Origin of the sequence: Streptomyces sp. NPDC001068 (assembly GCF_042897315.1) — a bacterium.
Classification (GTDB): Bacteria; Actinomycetota; Actinomycetes; order Streptomycetales; family Streptomycetaceae; genus Streptomyces.
Window position 1 is genome coordinate 327,749 of the sequence record NZ_JBIAYD010000012.1, and the last position, 15,485, is coordinate 343,233.

At 70.6% G+C, this 15,485-nt stretch carries 19 protein-coding genes; 10 read left to right on the plus strand and 9 right to left on the minus strand.

What is annotated here, in order from left to right:
• Positions 1–37 precede the first annotated feature (37 nt).
• Both ACFY3I_RS32475 and ACFY3I_RS32480 read right to left on the minus strand, forming a co-directional pair.
• Positions 38–718: a response regulator transcription factor gene (locus ACFY3I_RS32475; protein WP_010358452.1), complete on the minus strand. Its 681-nt coding sequence runs from the start codon at positions 716–718 to the stop codon at positions 38–40.
• Complete coding sequence (locus ACFY3I_RS32480) at positions 715–1,971, minus strand: ATP-binding protein (RefSeq protein ID WP_351936487.1); 1,257 nt, start codon at positions 1,969–1,971, stop codon at positions 715–717. Before ACFY3I_RS32480 ends, ACFY3I_RS32475 begins: the two co-directional genes overlap by 4 nt.
• A 223-nt stretch (positions 1,972–2,194) precedes the next feature.
• Here ACFY3I_RS32480 and phoU point away from each other — a divergent pair, with 223 nt between their 5' ends.
• Both phoU and ACFY3I_RS32490 read left to right on the plus strand, forming a co-directional pair.
• Entirely contained in the window at positions 2,195–2,884 is a 690-nt protein-coding gene (gene phoU / locus ACFY3I_RS32485) for a phosphate signaling complex protein PhoU (RefSeq protein ID WP_390864630.1), read from the plus strand.
• Between the two features lie 160 nt (positions 2,885–3,044).
• Positions 3,045–3,200: a hypothetical protein gene (locus ACFY3I_RS32490; RefSeq protein ID WP_351746889.1), complete on the plus strand. Its 156-nt coding sequence runs from the start codon at positions 3,045–3,047 to the stop codon at positions 3,198–3,200.
• Positions 3,201–3,335: 135 nt separating this feature from the next.
• On the opposite strand, the gene ACFY3I_RS32495 is transcribed toward ACFY3I_RS32490, so the two are convergent.
• Entirely contained in the window at positions 3,336–4,301 is a 966-nt protein-coding gene (locus tag ACFY3I_RS32495) for an alpha/beta fold hydrolase (RefSeq protein ID WP_390864631.1), read from the minus strand.
• Between the two features lie 170 nt (positions 4,302–4,471).
• Here ACFY3I_RS32495 and ACFY3I_RS32500 point away from each other — a divergent pair, with 170 nt between their 5' ends.
• The 4 genes from ACFY3I_RS32500 (at position 4,472) to ACFY3I_RS32515 (ending at position 6,349) form a co-directional block, all read left to right on the plus strand.
• Positions 4,472–4,897, plus strand: a complete 426-nt coding sequence (locus ACFY3I_RS32500) for a VOC family protein (protein ID WP_365289726.1) — start codon at positions 4,472–4,474, stop codon at positions 4,895–4,897.
• A gap of 141 nt (positions 4,898–5,038) precedes the next feature.
• Positions 5,039–5,479, plus strand: a complete 441-nt coding sequence (locus tag ACFY3I_RS32505) for a VOC family protein (RefSeq protein WP_365289728.1) — start codon at positions 5,039–5,041, stop codon at positions 5,477–5,479.
• A 138-nt stretch (positions 5,480–5,617) separates the two neighbouring features.
• Complete coding sequence (locus ACFY3I_RS32510) at positions 5,618–6,049, plus strand: hypothetical protein (protein ID WP_390864632.1); 432 nt, start codon at positions 5,618–5,620, stop codon at positions 6,047–6,049.
• 90 nt (positions 6,050–6,139) lie between these two features.
• The gene (locus ACFY3I_RS32515; protein WP_390864633.1) at positions 6,140–6,349 is read left to right on the plus strand and encodes a hypothetical protein; all 210 of its coding nucleotides are present in this window, start codon (positions 6,140–6,142) and stop codon (positions 6,347–6,349) included.
• Here ACFY3I_RS32515 and ACFY3I_RS32520 read toward each other — a convergent pair.
• Both ACFY3I_RS32520 and ACFY3I_RS32525 read right to left on the minus strand, forming a co-directional pair.
• Positions 6,340–7,140 carry a hypothetical protein gene (locus tag ACFY3I_RS32520; protein ID WP_390864634.1) on the minus strand — a complete coding sequence of 267 codons (801 nt, stop codon included), beginning with the start codon at positions 7,138–7,140 and terminating at the stop codon, positions 6,340–6,342. The genes ACFY3I_RS32515 and ACFY3I_RS32520 overlap by 10 nt on opposite strands.
• 32 nt (positions 7,141–7,172) lie before the next feature.
• Entirely contained in the window at positions 7,173–7,364 is a 192-nt protein-coding gene (locus ACFY3I_RS32525) for a hypothetical protein (protein ID WP_390864635.1), read from the minus strand.
• Positions 7,365–7,562: 198 nt separating this feature from the next.
• Between ACFY3I_RS32525 and ACFY3I_RS32530 the strand changes: the two genes are divergently transcribed.
• Together ACFY3I_RS32530 and ACFY3I_RS32535 are read left to right on the plus strand one after the other, a co-directional pair.
• Positions 7,563–7,940 (plus strand): hypothetical protein, encoded by a 378-nt coding sequence (locus ACFY3I_RS32530; protein WP_390864636.1) that lies wholly within the window; start codon positions 7,563–7,565, stop codon positions 7,938–7,940.
• A 167-nt stretch (positions 7,941–8,107) separates the two neighbouring features.
• Positions 8,108–8,602 (plus strand): DUF5959 family protein, encoded by a 495-nt coding sequence (locus ACFY3I_RS32535; RefSeq protein ID WP_390864637.1) that lies wholly within the window; start codon positions 8,108–8,110, stop codon positions 8,600–8,602.
• A gap of 88 nt (positions 8,603–8,690) precedes the next feature.
• Here the strand turns inward: ACFY3I_RS32535 and ACFY3I_RS32540 are convergent, their stop codons facing one another.
• Complete coding sequence (locus ACFY3I_RS32540) at positions 8,691–9,452, minus strand: phosphoglyceromutase (protein WP_365289752.1); 762 nt, start codon at positions 9,450–9,452, stop codon at positions 8,691–8,693.
• Between the two features lie 180 nt (positions 9,453–9,632).
• Between ACFY3I_RS32540 and ACFY3I_RS32545 the strand changes: the two genes are divergently transcribed.
• Entirely contained in the window at positions 9,633–11,066 is a 1,434-nt protein-coding gene (locus ACFY3I_RS32545) for an MDR family MFS transporter (RefSeq protein ID WP_390864638.1), read from the plus strand.
• Positions 11,067–11,144: 78 nt separating this feature from the next.
• On the opposite strand, the gene ACFY3I_RS32550 is transcribed toward ACFY3I_RS32545, so the two are convergent.
• Together ACFY3I_RS32550 and ACFY3I_RS32555 are read right to left on the minus strand one after the other, a co-directional pair.
• Complete coding sequence (locus ACFY3I_RS32550; protein ID WP_390864639.1) at positions 11,145–12,293, minus strand: hypothetical protein; 1,149 nt, start codon at positions 12,291–12,293, stop codon at positions 11,145–11,147.
• Between the two features lie 111 nt (positions 12,294–12,404).
• Positions 12,405–12,902, minus strand: a complete 498-nt coding sequence (locus tag ACFY3I_RS32555; protein WP_390864640.1) for a DUF2000 family protein — start codon at positions 12,900–12,902, stop codon at positions 12,405–12,407.
• Here ACFY3I_RS32555 and ACFY3I_RS32560 point away from each other — a divergent pair.
• On the plus strand, positions 12,901–13,710 hold the full coding sequence (locus ACFY3I_RS32560) for an AraC family transcriptional regulator (RefSeq protein ID WP_365289760.1): 810 nt from the start codon (positions 12,901–12,903) through the stop codon (positions 13,708–13,710). The genes ACFY3I_RS32555 and ACFY3I_RS32560 overlap by 2 nt on opposite strands.
• Here the strand turns inward: ACFY3I_RS32560 and ACFY3I_RS32565 are convergent.
• Positions 13,689–15,368, minus strand: a complete 1,680-nt coding sequence (locus ACFY3I_RS32565) for a glycosyl hydrolase family 28-related protein (protein ID WP_390864641.1) — start codon at positions 15,366–15,368, stop codon at positions 13,689–13,691. The two genes, ACFY3I_RS32560 and ACFY3I_RS32565, sit on opposite strands and share 22 nt — an antisense overlap.
• Between the last annotated feature and the right edge of the window lie 117 nt (positions 15,369–15,485).

Here is a 15,485-nt window from a genome sequence, read left to right on the forward strand (position 1 = left end):
CGCCCTTCCCGCGTCGGTCCTGGGACCGGCCTTCGGTTTACGGCTCGAACTTGTAGCCGAGACCACGCACCGTCACCAGGTAGCGCGGGGCACCCGGGTCCGGCTCGATCTTGGCGCGCAGGCGCTTGACGTGGACGTCGAGGGTCTTGGTGTCACCGACGTAGTCGGCACCCCAGACCCGGTCGATGAGCTGCATGCGGGTCAGGACTCGGCCCGCGTTGCGCAGCAGCATCTCCAGCAGGTCGAACTCCTTGAGGGGCAGGTCGACCTTGGAGCCGGAGACCGTCACCACGTGGCGGTCGACGTCCATGCGGACCGGACCGGCCTCCAGGGCGGCCGGGGTGACCTCCTCCGGCTCGCCGCGACGGCGCAGGACGGCCCGGATACGGGCGACCAGCTCGCGGGAGGAGAAGGGCTTGGTGACGTAGTCGTCGGCTCCTATTTCGAGCCCGACGACCTTGTCGATCTCACTGTCCTTGGCCGTCACCATGATGACGGGGACGTTGGACCGGCCGCGCAGCTGGCGGCAGACCTCGGTGCCCGGCAGGCCGGGCAGCATCAGGTCGAGCAGGACGAGGTCGGCGCCGTTGCGCTCGAACTCGTCGAGGCCGTCAGGGCCCGTGGCCGCCACTGCGACCTCGAAGCCCTCCTTGCGGAGCATGTACGACAGGGCGTCGGAGAAGGACTCCTCGTCCTCGACGACGAGCACTCGGGTCACGGAAGGACCTCCGGGGCGGGAAGCGGTTCAAACGGGGACGACTCGGTGGTACCGGCCTCGTCATCGAGGTCGGGATCGGGGTGCTGCGAGGCGCGGTCGCGAGCCGCGCCCGCCTCCGGCAACCTGACGGTGAACGTGGAGCCCTGACCTTCGGCGCTCCACACCGTGACCTCCCCGCCGTGCGAGGCGACCACGTGCTTGACGATGGCGAGACCGAGACCGGTACCGCCGGTGGCCCGTGACCGGGCCGGGTCGACGCGGTAGAAGCGCTCGAAGATGCGCTCCTTGTCCTTGTCGGTGATGCCGATGCCCTGGTCGGTCACGGCAAGCTCGATCATGTCGCCGCCGGGTGCGTTGAGGCGCCTGGCGGCTATCCCGACCCGGGTGCGGGCCGGGGAGTAGTTCACGGCGTTCTCGACCAGGTTGCCGAGGGCCGCGGCCAGCTGGCCGCGGTTGCCCCAGACGTGCAGGTCGGCGGTGCCGCCGGCGGCCATGGTGATCTGCTTGGTGCCGGCCTGGTGGCGGCACCGGTCGATCGCCTCGGCGACGAGTTCGTCCACCCGGACGGGCTCGGCGTCCTCCAGCGGATCGTCGTTCTGCACCCTCGACAGGTCGATGAGCTCCTGGACCAGGTTGGTCAGGCGCGTGGCCTCGATCTGCATGCGACCGGCGAAGCGCTGCACGGCCTCCGGATCGTCCGAGGCGTCCATGACGGCCTCGGAGAGCAGGGAGAGCGCGCCGACCGGGGTCTTCAGCTCGTGGCTGACATTCGCCACGAAATCGCGTCGTACCGCCTCGATCCTACGGGCCTCGGTGAGGTCCTCGACGAGGAGCAGTACCAGCCGGGAGCCGAGGGGCGCCACCCGGGCGGAGACGGCGAGGGCCTCCCCGCGTCCGGTGCCGCGCCGGGGCAGGTCCAGTTCGACCTGACGTATCTCGCCGTCGCGCCGGGTGTCCCGGGCCATCTGGAGCATGGGCTCGACGGCGAGTTTGCCGCCGCGCACCAGTCCGAGGGCATATGCCGCCGAGCTCGCCTTGACCACGATGTCGCCCTCGTCGAGGACCACCGCGGAGGAGCGCAGCACGCTCAGTACGGTGTCCACGCCCGGGGGCAGTACCGGGTCGGTGTGCAGAGAAGTCCTGGTCGGTCGCTTCTGGTCGCGTTCGCTCCAGCGGAACGCCAGCATGGCGATGACACCGGTAAGTACACCGGCGATCGCTGCCGCTGCGGCGACCGCCGCGTTCACGTCCATGCAAACAGGTTAAGCAGGGGGTACGACATCCCCACAGTCCGCGAGGTGTCAGCTCGAACACTCGTCGCCCAGAGTTCACCTTGGAGCCAGTATTGGTTCATTTGCGATGGCAGAAACGGACGCGCGGGGACCAGAACATGGGAGCGTGGGGTTCGCAGCTGGTTTCGGCCACGGGCCCCGGCCCCCGGAGCCCCAGAACACACACGTACGAGAGGGAACCCTGATGCGGGACGCGTACCACGAGGAACTCGACTCGATCGGCGACAGCCTGGTCGACATGGCCCGTCTGGTCGGATCGGCGATCGGGCGCGCCACGACGGCGATCCTCGACGGCGACCTGAAGCTGGCCGAAAGCGTCATCGAGGCCGACCAGAAGGTGGACGAGCTCCACCACGACCTGGAGGCCCGGGCGATAGCCCTGCTGGCCCGCCAGCAGCCGGTGGCGACCGATCTGCGGATCGTCGTCACCTCGCTGCGGATGTCCGCCGACCTGGAGCGCTCCGGCGACCTCGCCCAGCACGTGGCGAAGCTCGCCCGGCTGCGCTACCCCGGCAACGCCATCCCGCACGACCTGCACGCCACCATCCTGGAGATGGGGCAGCTCGCGCAGCGTCTGATGGCCAAGGCCGCCGAGGTCATCATCACCAAGGACGTCGACCTGGCCCTCCAGCTGGAGCAGGACGACGACGAGATGGACCTGCTGCACCGCACGATCTTCCAGCACCTGCTGGACGACCGCTGGAAGCACGGCATCGAGACCGCGGTCGACGTGACGCTGCTCGGCCGCTACTACGAGCGCTACGCCGACCACGCGGTCGCCGTCGCAAAGCGCGTCGTCTTCCTGGTCACGGGTGAGCACGCGGACGAGCTCCAGCCCGACATCCAGCCGGTGACGGGCCTCGAGGGCGCGTAACCCCCCGGGGTGCCCGTGGGGGTGCCCCGGCCGGCCGGGGGCTCGCGAGGTGCGGGGCGGGCGTACGGGCGCCACCGTGCGCCGTTGATGCGCCCAGTGAAACGGGCATGAAATGGGCAGGGCACCACGCCCTGCCTCTAGGGACCTCTAGGAGGGATCCATGGCCGAATCCCCCAGCACCACGCCCGACCCCACCCAGCAGCGCGAGACCGAGCAGCCCGTCGAGATCAAGAACCTCCTCGTCATCGGCGCGTGCGGGTGCGGCTCGGGCTGCGGCTGCGGCTGCCAGTCGGGCAGCCCCTGCCAGTGCGGCTGATCGCACACCCGACGTACGGCCAAGGGCCCCCGACTCCGGTCGGGGGCCCTTGGCGCGTGTTCGGGGCCCATCGCACGGATTCGAGGGCCCTTCACGCGTGATCGGGGTCGCGTGTTCAGGGTCCCTTCGCGCGGGTCAGGACAGGGGCAGGGCGGCGAGCCAGTCGACGAGCAGCCGGTTGACGTCGTCGGGCCGTTCCTGCTGGATCCAGTGCCCGCAGCCCTCCAGCAGATGCGAGGAGACCAGGCCCGGCAGCGTGACCGGGTAGGCCTCGACGGCCTCGGCCAGCCAGGTCGTGGAGGCGTCGAGGGTGCCGCCCGCGAACAGGGACGGCTGCGTGATCGCAGCGCCGTCGTAGGCGGCGAGGTCCGCCCAGTCCCGGTCCATGTTCCGGTACCGGTTGAGGGCACCGGTGAGGCCGGTGCGCTCGAACTCACCGGCGTAGGCGTCGAGATCCCGCTCACCGAGCCACCCGGGCAGCCGCCCGGCGGGGAACCGCTCCCTCAACAGGCCCCCCGCGCCCACGAAGTGCGGGTCGGGAGCGCCGGGTCCGGGCATGGTGTCGCCGGAGAAGGCGGCGTAGAACCCCGCGAGCCACCCCCGTACGTCGGGCTCGATCTCGCCCTCGGCCCGCCCCGCCTCCTGGAAGTAGGAGACGTAGAACTCCTCGCCGCCCATGCCCGCGAAGACCTCACTGGGCCGGGGCCCGCCGCGCGGGGCGTACGGCACGCTCAGCAGCCCCACGGCCCGGAAGACGTCCGGCCTGAGCAGCGCGGAGTTCGCGGCGATGACGGAACCCCAGTCGTGGCCGACGACCACGGCCGTCTCCGCGCCGAGCGCCCGCACCACGAAGGCGTTGTCCTCGACGAGTTCGGTCATCCGGTAGGCCTCCGGCGCGGCCGGATGACCGGACCGCCCGTACCCGCGCACGTCGACGGCGACCGCGCGGTACCCCGCCGCGGCGAGCACCGGCAGCTGGTGCCGCCAGGAGTACCAGCTCTCGGGAAAGCCGTGCACGAGCAGTACGAGCGGCCCGGCCCCCTGCTCGACGAGATGGATCCGCCGTCCACCACCGGAAACAACCCGATGCGTACCCTCCATGAGCCCTCCTCGATCGCGGCTTCGTCGCCTCACCACGGATCATGGGAGCAGCGCCGGCGGGACCACGAACACATTTGCCGAACCGGCAAGCCCGCGGCGCGCACCACCGCCTCGTCGCCTCGTCCGGAAAACCGGCGGCCCGCCGCCAACGACCTTGTTAGGGTGCGCCGATGGCAACGATCAGGCAGGTACAGGTCACCTTCGACTGCGCGGAGCCCGTGCGCGTCGCCCGCTTCTGGTGCGAGGTGCTGGGATACGTCATGTCAACGCCGCGCGGGTTCGCCACCTGGGACGAATACGAGCAGTCGCAGCCTCCGGAGGACCGGGGTTCGTGGTCCGCGTGCGTCGACCCCTCGGGCGCCGGCCCCCGGCTGTACTTCCAGCGCGTACCCGAGGGCAAGGTCGTCAAGAACCGGGTCCACCTCGACGTACGGGTCGGCACCGGGCTGGTGGGCGAGGAGCGCCTGGCCGCGCTCGAGGCCGAGTGCGCGCGCCTGATCCCGCTCGGCGCGGTACGCCAACGGCTGCTGCTCGACGAGCACGACTCGTGCATCGTGATGCAGGACGTCGAGGGCAACGAGTTCTGCCTCGACTGACCGTCCTCGTCCGGCCGAGTGTGCGGAGGCTGTCGCGAGGTCGCCCGGGGCGGATGTCGAGAACGCGGCACCGGCTCCGTCCCAGAGGCATCGGCGGCCGCCACCGGCCGCCCGAGGACACAGGACGAAGGAGCGGACGGCATGGCTGTACAGCGGATGGACAACGTCGGCATCGTCGTCGAGGACCTGGAAGCGGCCATCGCGTTCTTCCTGGAACTCGGTATGGAACTGGAGGGAAGGGCCGAGGTGCAGGGCCTCGTCGCAGACCGGTGCACCGGACTCGACGGCGTCCACTGCGACATCGCGATGGTCCGGACCCCGGACGGTCACAGCAGGCTCGAACTGGCGAGGTACCGCACGCCGGTGGCGACCAGCGCCGGACCGCGCAACCCGCCCCACAACATCCTGGGCACGCACCGCGTCATGTTCGCCGTCGACGACCTCGAGGACACCGTCGCCCGCCTGCGCCCGCACGGCGCCGAACTCGTCGGCGGCATCGCCCGCTACGAGGACAGCTACCTGCTCTGCTACGTCCGCGGCCCCGAGGGCATCATCGTCGGCCTGGCCGAGCAGTTGGGCTGAGCGAGCGGTTGGGCTGACCGAGCAGTTGGGCTGAGCGGGCAGTCGGGCTGAGCGGGCACGGCACGCCCATTGGTACGGTTGTCCGTATTTGGGCGGCCCGCACGCGTGACGGGCCTCGGATCTCGGGGAGGCCGGGCCGTGCGGTTCGTCTGTCGGAACTTCGGCCTGTCGGACCTGCCGCGGCGGGGACTCACGCCCCAGGAGGCTCCCGCGGCGGTGCTGCTCCTCGACGTCGAGGCGGATCTGTCCATGTGGGAACACGGGCGGCAGGTGTGGGCACAGGAAGACTTCCCGGTCGCCGAGCTGGCGGACCGCCTGGCGCTCTGGCTCCGGAGTCCGGCCGCCGGCCACGAGGACTTCGAACTCGACTCGATGCAGGCGGAGAAGGGGCTGATCCGCATCGAGAACTCCGGCCGGGGCTGGCGGGTCGGCTCGAATCTCACGCCGGACCTCTGGAGCGCGCCCGTCGGCTGGGACGTCCTCGTGTCGGAGATCGGGAACTTCCACCACGCCGTACGAGAGGGCGTCACCGCGATGGGCATCGACCCCGGCTTCATCTCCGGCCTCTGAGCGGCCGGCCGGCCGAGTCCGTCCCCGCCGGCGGGCCGCTTCGGCGAAATCCCGTTGCCGAGGGCGTTCGGACCGGCTTCGATCACAGACATGAGCAAAGGCGCCGCGGTCGACATCGCCGACGACCACATCCTCGACAACCGGATCGTCCGCGGTCTCCTCGCGATCCGCGGTCACCTCGACTGCTCACTCCACGAGGCCTTGGACGTCTTCACCGCACGCTACAAGGTGCTGCGAGCGGAACGCCCGGACGACTTCACGTGCGGCCACGAGGAATACTGGTCCGGCTTCTACTCGTGAGGGCGCAACTGCGGTCGGCGCACCTGGTGTTCGGATCCCGGGTGGCTCTCCGGAGCGGCCAGAAGCTCCATGATGCGGGTGGCCAGCGCCCAAGCGGCCTCGTCACGAAGGCCGTTCGTGTCGGTCGCGGGATCGTCCTCCAGGCGGTCGGTCATCTCCTGCCCGAGCGCTTTCGCCTGCGCGAGATGGATGTGGCCGGCCAGTCCCCGAAGCCACTCGGTGACCAGGTGAACGTGGTACCCGCGCAGCGCGATGCCCTTCTCGTCGGGCGCCGCCAGAACTTTGACCGCGGCGGCCAGGCGGGCAAGGGGTGAGTCGTGACCGTCCAGGATCAGTCCGAGTTCACTCGGTTTGGACAGCGCGCCGTCCGGGCCGGTCATGACGGGCGGCAGCGGGTGATGCCCGACCGCGGTCAGCTCGAGTACGTGATCGCCCAGGCCGAAGCCGACATGCACGCGTGAGGCGTGGCCAGGGTCGTCAACGCAGACGACGACACGCTGCGGACCGGGTTCTATCGTTCGCGTGGTCCATCGGGTGAGGTTCTCCAGGTCGGCGATGCACACCCGGTCCTCCACCTCCAGCACTCCGTCGAAGACGATGTCGCCGATGACGGGCATGGCCGCCTTCCAGACCGATACGCGAGTGAGCGCGGTCTGTCCACGAGTCCGGACGACGATGTGCCTGCCGTCCGCGCAGGCCGGAGCGTCGTCCCAATCCAGCTCCAGGTGATCGGTGGACCCGATGAAGACCACCGGATGATTCGCGTAGATCTCCACCGATCCGATCAGCACAAGGGTCTCCGGATTTTCCGCAGGGCTCGTTGCTAGACGTCGAGCCACAGGCCTCGGGTGATTTGTTTGTGAAGTCGCTCGTCCAGGCAGCTCACGTGGGCCCAGACGAACTGTGAGCTCTTTTCTCCGGCCCGCGTGATCGTCAATGTGACGCCGTCGCCGGAGTGACCGACATCGGTGGTTTCCATACAGAACGCGCAGCTGACCGGCTCCGTGAGGTTCATCTCGTGAATGTAGCCCGCGGCGTGCGGCCCGAACGAGGCGGAGGGTCCGGACTGCGACGAGGGGCAGCCGACCTGCCGACATCCGCCGACTCCCGTACCGCGGCCGGCGCCGAACGCACGTGACGGCCCGGCCATGGACCAGTCCTGAGGCCGGCCCGAGCACGGGTGGCACGAATCCCCGCGCCGTACGCTGCGCCCATGCGCTATCTGGTCGAGAGGTTCGCTGTCGGTGCTCTACGGCGCGGTCAAGGGATTGAGCAGTTCCTCGGGGCGGTGCGGGAAGCAGAGACCCCGGCCGTTCGCTGGGTCGGCATCGAGTCCACCGAGCGCGGGTACGAGGTGACACTGCACGTCGTCGAGGACGTGGGCAGCGAGGCCTTCTGCGATCTCCTGGAGTTTCCGCCCCTGGACCCCGATGACGAGTTCGGTCGGACGCTTGCTGTCACCGACGACGCGGCGGTTGCGATGGCCGAGGCCGAGCGTCGAACCGGGGCGGTCCGTCACTGCTGGGTGAACGCAGGCATGGCCGGGGACGAGTACCTCGAACACCTCCGCGCGGGGCGCCCTGCAAGGTGAGGTCGGTGGAGTCTCAAGGACCCTGCCAAAGGGCTTGTCAGGGAAGTCGGCGAGCGGACCAGCAGAGCCGTATCAGACGTCTGTCCGAAGCGTCTCCGGCCCGAACCGTGAGATCCGTGGACGGTCCGGCAGGATGACCGGACCTGGTCACTTCGGGGAGGGAATCCATGGACTCGACGGATGACGTCATCAATCTGATCCACCTGGCCGACAGGCCCGGCACCAGCGGACACAGTGTCTCCGTGCGCATCCTGGGCCGTTATCAACCGGGAATTCCGAGCGGTCACGACTTCCTCGAGTGCGAGATCGTCGTCACGACGGAATCCGTCGACGGCAACTTCTCGGTGACTCTTCTCCCGGAGGACCTGGAGGACTGGGAGGACGCCCTGGCGACCCTGGAGTCCGGCCGGTTCGCCATGTGGCTCACATCCGGGCGGACTCCTTCGATGAAGTTCAAGCCCGACGAGAGCGGCGGGCTCTGGGTGTCCGTGCACGACGGGCCGTCGTCAGGAGTCACGGTCACCGTCCCGTTGTTCGCGCCACCACCGAAGTGGGTCATCGAGCAGCGCGACCTGCTCGCCCGGGCCCGCGAGGCGTACCCCCGCGAGGTCGTCGAGACATCAACCGGCGCCTACGAGTGGCGGCGTGCTCGCGAAGTCTGACGGCCCGACCGGGCAACCGACGGCCCAGCCCCGCCGAAAAGCCCCCGTCCTGCCAGGAAACAGCAGGCCGGGGGCATGATCACAGAACCTACTTCTTCTTGCCCTGGTTCTTGACCGCCTCGATCGCCGCTGCCGCCGCCTCCGGGTCGAGGTAGCGGCCGCCCGGGGTGAGGGGCTTGAAGTCGGTGTCGAGGTCGTAGTGGAGGGGGATGCCCGTCGGGATGTTGAGGCCCGCGATGTCGGCGTCCGAGATGCCGTCGAGGTGCTTGACCAGCGCGCGCAGGCTGTTGCCGTGGGCGGCGACCAGGACCGTGCGGCCGGTCAGGAGGTCGGGGACGATGCCGTCGAACCAGTACGGGAGCATGCGGACGACGACGTCCTTCAGGCACTCCGTCTGCGGGCGCAGCTCCGGCGGCAGCGTCGCGTAGCGCGCGTCGTCGAACTGGGAGTACTCGGCGTCGCGGGCCAGCGGCGGCGGCGGGGTGTCGTACGAGCGGCGCCACAGCATGAACTGCTCCTCGCCGAACTCCGCGAGGGTCTGCGCCTTGTCCTTGCCCTGGAGGGCGCCGTAGTGGCGCTCGTTCAGGCGCCAGCTGCGGTGCACCGGGATCCAGTGGCGGTCGGCCGCCTCCAGGGCGAGCTGCGCGGTGCGGATGGCCCGCTTCTGGAGCGAGGTGTGGACCACGTCGGGGAGGAGGTCGGCGTCCTTCAGGAGTTCACCGCCGCGGACTGCCTCCTTCTCGCCCTTCTCGTTGAGGTTGACGTCCACCCAGCCGGTGAACAGGTTCTTCGCGTTCCACTCGCTCTCGCCGTGGCGGAGGAGGATCAGCTTGTACGGTGCGTCGGCCATGGGTCAGAGCGTAATCCACGTGTTCGGGGCGCAGAGCCGCCGCCCGGAGGCCGTCCCAGACCTCGGACAGTTGACTGCTTTTGTTAATTGAGTGGCTCAGCTGAGCGGGCCAAAAGTAAGGTCTGATCATCTCTTGCAGTACTTACGCCCTGTCGTACTCGCGCCTGCCCTGGGGGAGCCATGCCGTCCGTCGCCGTGCGACGCGCCGTCCGGGAGACCGTCGCCGGTCTGCCCCGTGAGTTCTGGTGGCTGTGGACCAGCACCCTCGTGAACCGGCTGGGCGCCTTCGTCGCCACGTTCATGGCCCTCTACCTGACCCTGGACCGGGGCTACAGCGCCTCGTACGCCGGGCTGGTCGCCTCCCTGCACGGGCTGGGCGGGGTCGTCTCCGCGCTGGCCGGCGGGGTGATGGCCGACCGGCTGGGGCGGCGGCCGACCCTGCTGGTCGCCCAGGGCTCCACCGCGGCGGCCGTCGCCCTGCTCGGGTTCGTGCGGGACCCGGTCGCCATCGCCGCCGTCGCCTTCCTCGTCGGCATGGCCTCCAACGCCTCCCGGCCGGCCGTGCAGGCGATGATGGCCGACATCGTGCGGCCCGAGGACCGGGTCCGGGCCTTCTCGTTGAACTACTGGGCCATCAACCTCGGTTTCGCCGTGTCGTCCATGGGCGCCGGGTTCATCGCCGAGGTCAGCTACCGTGCCGGGTTCCTGATCGAGGCGGGGATGACCGCCGTCTGCGCCGTCGTCGTCTTCGCCAAGCTGCCCGAGTCCCGGCCCGAGCGCGTCACGAAGGGTGACGGCGGCAAGGACGGCGCGGTCGGCCTCGGGACCGTGGTGCGGGACGGGCGGTACATGGCCGTCGTCGGGCTGTCCTTCCTCGTCGCCCTGGTCTTCCAGCAGGGGTCGGTCGGACTGCCGGTGGCCATGGGCGCGGCCGGGTTCTCGCCGGCCGACTACGGCATGGCCATCGCCGTCAACGGGGTGCTGATCGTCGTCCTCCAGATTCCCGTCACCCGGGTCATCGAGCACCGCGACCCGCGGTCGCTGCTGGTCGTGTCGTCACTGCTCGCGGGGTACGGGTTCGGACTGACCGCGTTCGCCGGGTCGGTCGGCGTCTTCGCGCTCACCGTGTGCGTGTGGACGCTCGCCGAGATCGTCAACGCGCCCACCCAGACGGGACTGGTGGTGCGGCTGTCGCCGGTCCACGGCCGGGGGCGCTACCAGGGGATGTACACGATGTCCTGGTCCGCGGCCGCGCTCGTCGCGCCGCTGCTGTCGGGTGTCGTCATCGACCGGTTCGGGGCGCGGTGGCTGTGGGGGGTGTGCGCGGTCGTGGGGACGGCGGCGGCCTTCGGGTACGGCGCCCTCATGCGGCGGCTGCCCGCCGAGCACACCCCGGCCGGGCACACCCCCGGCGAGCGGCACACCCCGGCCGCACGCACCCCCGGCGAGCGGCACACCCCGGTCGCGCGGGACGCCCGTACCGGGGCGGACACCGGCGCCGCGGACACCCACGCGGCAGGCACCCACGCAGCAGGCATCCACGCGGCGGACACCCACGCACCAGGCACCCACGCGGCAGGCACCAGCGAGGTCGGGGCCGAGGCGCGCGCCTGACCGGCACCGCCCGTCCTCGACCCGCCCGTCCTCGACCCGGCCGGAGGGACGCGGCCCGGCTCCGCCCTGCCCGGCCGGTCAGTTCGTGCAGCCGGTGACCACGACGGGGCTGCCCGTGCAGTTGGTCGGGATGTTGCGGGTGATGCTGGAGGAGACGACCGTGAACTGCTTGGTCGTGTAGACGCCGCCGGGCGCCACCGTGGAGGCGTTGTCGCGGACGTGGGTGTGGTCGAGGGTGACCGTTCCCGCGTCGTTGTAGATGCCGCCGGCCTTGGAGCCGCCGTCGCCGTTCGCGCTGTTGCGGAGGATCTCGCTGCCCTTCAGGACGAGTACGGCGGTGGTGGTGGCGTTGCTGATGCCGCCGCCGACACCCGCCCTGCCGCCGACGACGTTGCCGCTGACCTCGGTCTTCTCCAGCCTGAGGTCGGACAGGTTCTGGATGCCGCCGCCCGAGGTGCCGGAGGTCGTGTTGTTGGCGATCTTGCTGTCGCCGAACTCCAGCCTGCCGGGCCCGCCGTTGACGACACCGCCACCGGCGGTGTCCGACGTGTTGCGCCTGACGAGGCTCGCGTGCACGTAGGCGGTGCCGGCGACCCTGGCGAGGGCACCGCCGACGTTGCGGGCGTGGTTGCGGCTGAGCTCGGAGTCGTCCATGGTCAGCGTTCCCCCGCTGTACAGTCCCGCTCCGTTGAGCGCGTTGTTGAACGCGATCCAGCCGCGCCGTACGACGGCCGTGGCGCCCGCCGACACCGCCACACCGCCACCGCCGCCCAGCGCGGTGTTGTCGGTCACGTCCACGCCGACCAGCGTGAGCTTGCCACCCGGGTCGACCAGGATGCCCCCGCCGTCGCCGGTGGTGTTCCCGCCTCGGACGGCGAGGTTCTCCAGGCGGAGAATTCCGTCGTCCTTGACATGGAAGATCCGGAACGCGGCGGTCCCGCTCCCGTCGCGGACGATCGTCGCGCCGTTGCCGAGGATGGTGAGTTTCTCGTCGATCGGCGGCAGACCGTCACCGCTGCTGAAGGGGGAGGTCAGGTGGTAGGTGCAGGCGGACGAGAGGGAGAGCGTCTCCCCCGGTGACGCCGCGACGATGGCGGTGATCAGCGCCGTCGAACTGCAGGGCACCCGGGTCCCGTCGTCCTGGCCCGCGGCGGACGCCGGTCCGGCCGTCACACTCGCGACGACCGCCGCCACCGCCGCCATGCTGCTGAATCCGATGAGTCGCATGACATGTCAGATACGTCGTCCACAGAACAACAGGACAAGTGCGATGATCAGATCACTCGGTCACGCGCCGTATTTCCTCCGGTCGGCCCAATCGGAAGATCCGACCGGTCCTCACGGATGCATCCGCGCCCCCTTCAGCACCTTGTCCACCCCGTTCCGCGGCCCGTACACCGCGAGCCCCACCAGGTCCAGCTCCGCCGTCGGGACCGCCCGGACCGCCGCGCGGTTGTCGCGGTCGTTGCCGGTGGTGAAGAGGTCGGCGGTGAACACGGCCCGGGGCAGGGCCCGGCCCAGCGCTCGCTGGTGGGCCGCCCGCACCGTCTCCTTGGCGCCCTCGAAGACCAGCACCGGCTGCCGGAACATGGGCAGGTACGCCACCCCGTCACCGTCCTCGTACGGCTCCCCGACCACCTCGGGAACCGCCGCTCCCAGGCCGCTGACCAGGAACGCGGTGACATTCAGGCGCTGCCAGGGCTCCAGGTCGTCCCGCAGCAGCACGGCGATCTTGGTGTCGAAGCGGACGTCGGAAGGGGCGGGCGCGATGGGTTCAGTGCTCATGCCCTGAGACTGCCGATCGCGCTGCGGCCTCGTCTTGTACGTTGTTTGCATGGCCGCCCGGCAGCACCTCACGGAGGAAGTCACCGCCTGGCGTCCCCGTGTCCCGGGCGTCACCGAGGTCTTCCACGCGCACTTCACCGAGTACGCGTACCCGATGCACGTCCACGACGCCTGGACGCTGCTCATCGTCGACGACGGCGCCGTACGGTACGACCTGGAACGGCACGAGCACGGCACCCCGCACGACACGGTCTCGCTGCTCCCCCCGCACGTGCCGCACAACGGCTCCCCCGCCACCGCGGCCGGCTTCCGCAAGCGCGTGGTGTACCTGGACGACACCCTCCTCGGGGACGAGCTGATCGGCGCGGCCGTCGACGGACCCGACCTGCGCGACCCGCTGCTGCGCCGGCGCGTCGGCCGGCTGCACGCCGTCCTCGCCCGGCCCGGTGACGAACTGGAGGCCGAGAGCCGGCTCACCCTCATCGGCGACCGGCTGCGCGGCCTGCTCCGCCCCCGGCTCACGGCGCCGCCCCGGCCCCCCGATCCGGCGCTCGCCGGTGCGCTGCGCGAACTGCTCGACGAGCGGATCGGCGAGGGACTCGCCCTGGCGGAGGCCGCACGGCTGCTGCACGCCCACCCGGCCCACCTGGTGCGGGCGTTCAGCGGCGCGTACGGCATCGCCCCGCACCAGTACCTGATGTCCCGCCGGGTCGGCCGGGCGCGCCGCCTGCTGCTCGACGGCGTCCCGCCCGGCGACACGGCCGCCGCCACCGGCTTCTACGACCAGGCTCATCTCACCCGGCACTTCAGGAAACTGGTGGGGGTGACCCCGGGGCGCTACCGGGACAGCGCGCGCTGAGCCTCGTACAGGTTCCGCGGCCGTACCGCGTCCCAGGTGCCGTACAGCTCCAGGCGGGAGTGCAGGTCACCGGTGAAGTCCGGTACGTCGATCTGGTCGAAGTCGGTGACGGTGTTGAGGCCGACCGTCGCCGACCAGGGGGCGAGGCCGTCGAGGCGCATCAGGCCCGCACGGCCGTTGGTCACGCGCACGTTCCAGTGGGTGAAGCGGGCGCCGAAGAGCGGACCGGCGTTGGCGTCGCCGCCGTGGCGGCCGTCGTTGTCCACCGTGATGTCGGTGCGGACGTTGGCGAAGGGCAGGCCCCGGTGGGAGTCGAAGGTGCCCATCCGCATCTCGCCGCGCGACCACACGTTGTAGGAGGACAGGCCCTCGACGTTGATGCCGTGGAGCTGGGTGTCGGAGGGGGCCGGGACCGTGCGCTGTTCGACGGTGAAGTCCTCGATCAGGTTGTCGTGCGAGCCCTCTCGGCAGAAGTAGGGGTGGTGCTCGCCCCGGCCGCCGACGCGGGTGCGGCGCAGGGTGCAGGCGGAGGCGGCGACCAGACCGAAGCCGTTGTCGACGTTGCGGACCGTGACGTCGTCCACCCAGCAGTCGTAGGCGCACTGCAGGACCACCCCGTTGTAGCCCTTGTCGAGGAGGTGCGGGGACTGCGGGGTCTCCATCACGTCCAGGGTGAGCCCCTCGACGCCGGAGCCGGTCAACTCCCGTACGTGGGTGGTGAGCTGGGGGTTCCACTCCGGCCTGAGGTCCAGCGGGAGCGGGCGTTCCAGGGTCACCCGGTGCCCGCGTACGGCGGTGACGCGGACGGGCCATTCGTAGGGGACGTAGGAGAGCAGTTTGGTCTTGTCCTCCCAGTAGTACGCGGCCGGGCCGTCGCCGTCGCCCGCCATGTGCCGCAGGAGGGTGTGGTCGGTGTCGTCGGCGACGCGCAGCAGGACCAGGCGGCCGGGGCGCAGCCGCGACGGGTCGGCGACGGTGACCGTCCGGTCGCCCCGGCGGGCGGGGGCGACCGGGGTCAACTGCTCCCACTCGTCCCGCCTGTTGCCGGTCCACCCCTCGAACGGCCAGTCCTGGGCCCTGATCGCGGCGGTCAGGGAGTCCCAGCGGGCCTTGGGCGCGAGCCAGATCAGGCCGCCCGCCCAGGACCACGCCGACTTCGTGCCGCCGTAGCGGGAACCGTACGGGCCGATCAGTTCGGTGAGGTTCTTCGTCGCGTACAGCGTCGTACGACCGCTGCCGGCGCCGCGCAGCACCACGTCGTCGTAGCCGAGATGGATCAGGCCGTCGATGCGGAAGGTCCCGGGCGGGATGGTGACCGTGCCACCGCCGGCCCTGGCGGCAGCGGCGATGGCACGGTTGATCGCGGGGGCGCAGTCGGTGACGCCGTCGGCGACCGCGCCGTACGCGCGGACGTCGGCCACCACGGGAAGGCGGCGGATGCGTGCCGCTCCGGCCAGGCCGACGTAGGGGATCTGCGGGTGGGTGAAGGGGGTGCGGGTGAACTCCCGCCAGAGGGAGGGGACTTCGCGCCTCCGTGGGTCCGGGGTGCCCGGCGCCTCCGCCGCGTGGGCGGGGGTGCCCGTGACGGCGGTCGCGGCGACCGCCGTGGCGCCGGCGAGGAGGCTCCGTCTCGTCATGCCGTGGTGCGCGGTGCTCATTCCGTACGTCCTTCCCATGGCGGCTCTGCCCAGTGGCCCGTGACGGCTCTTCACGGGTTTTCATGGTTGTGAACGATGTTCATATGTGCGTCTGCCGCGAGCATGTCACGACACCCA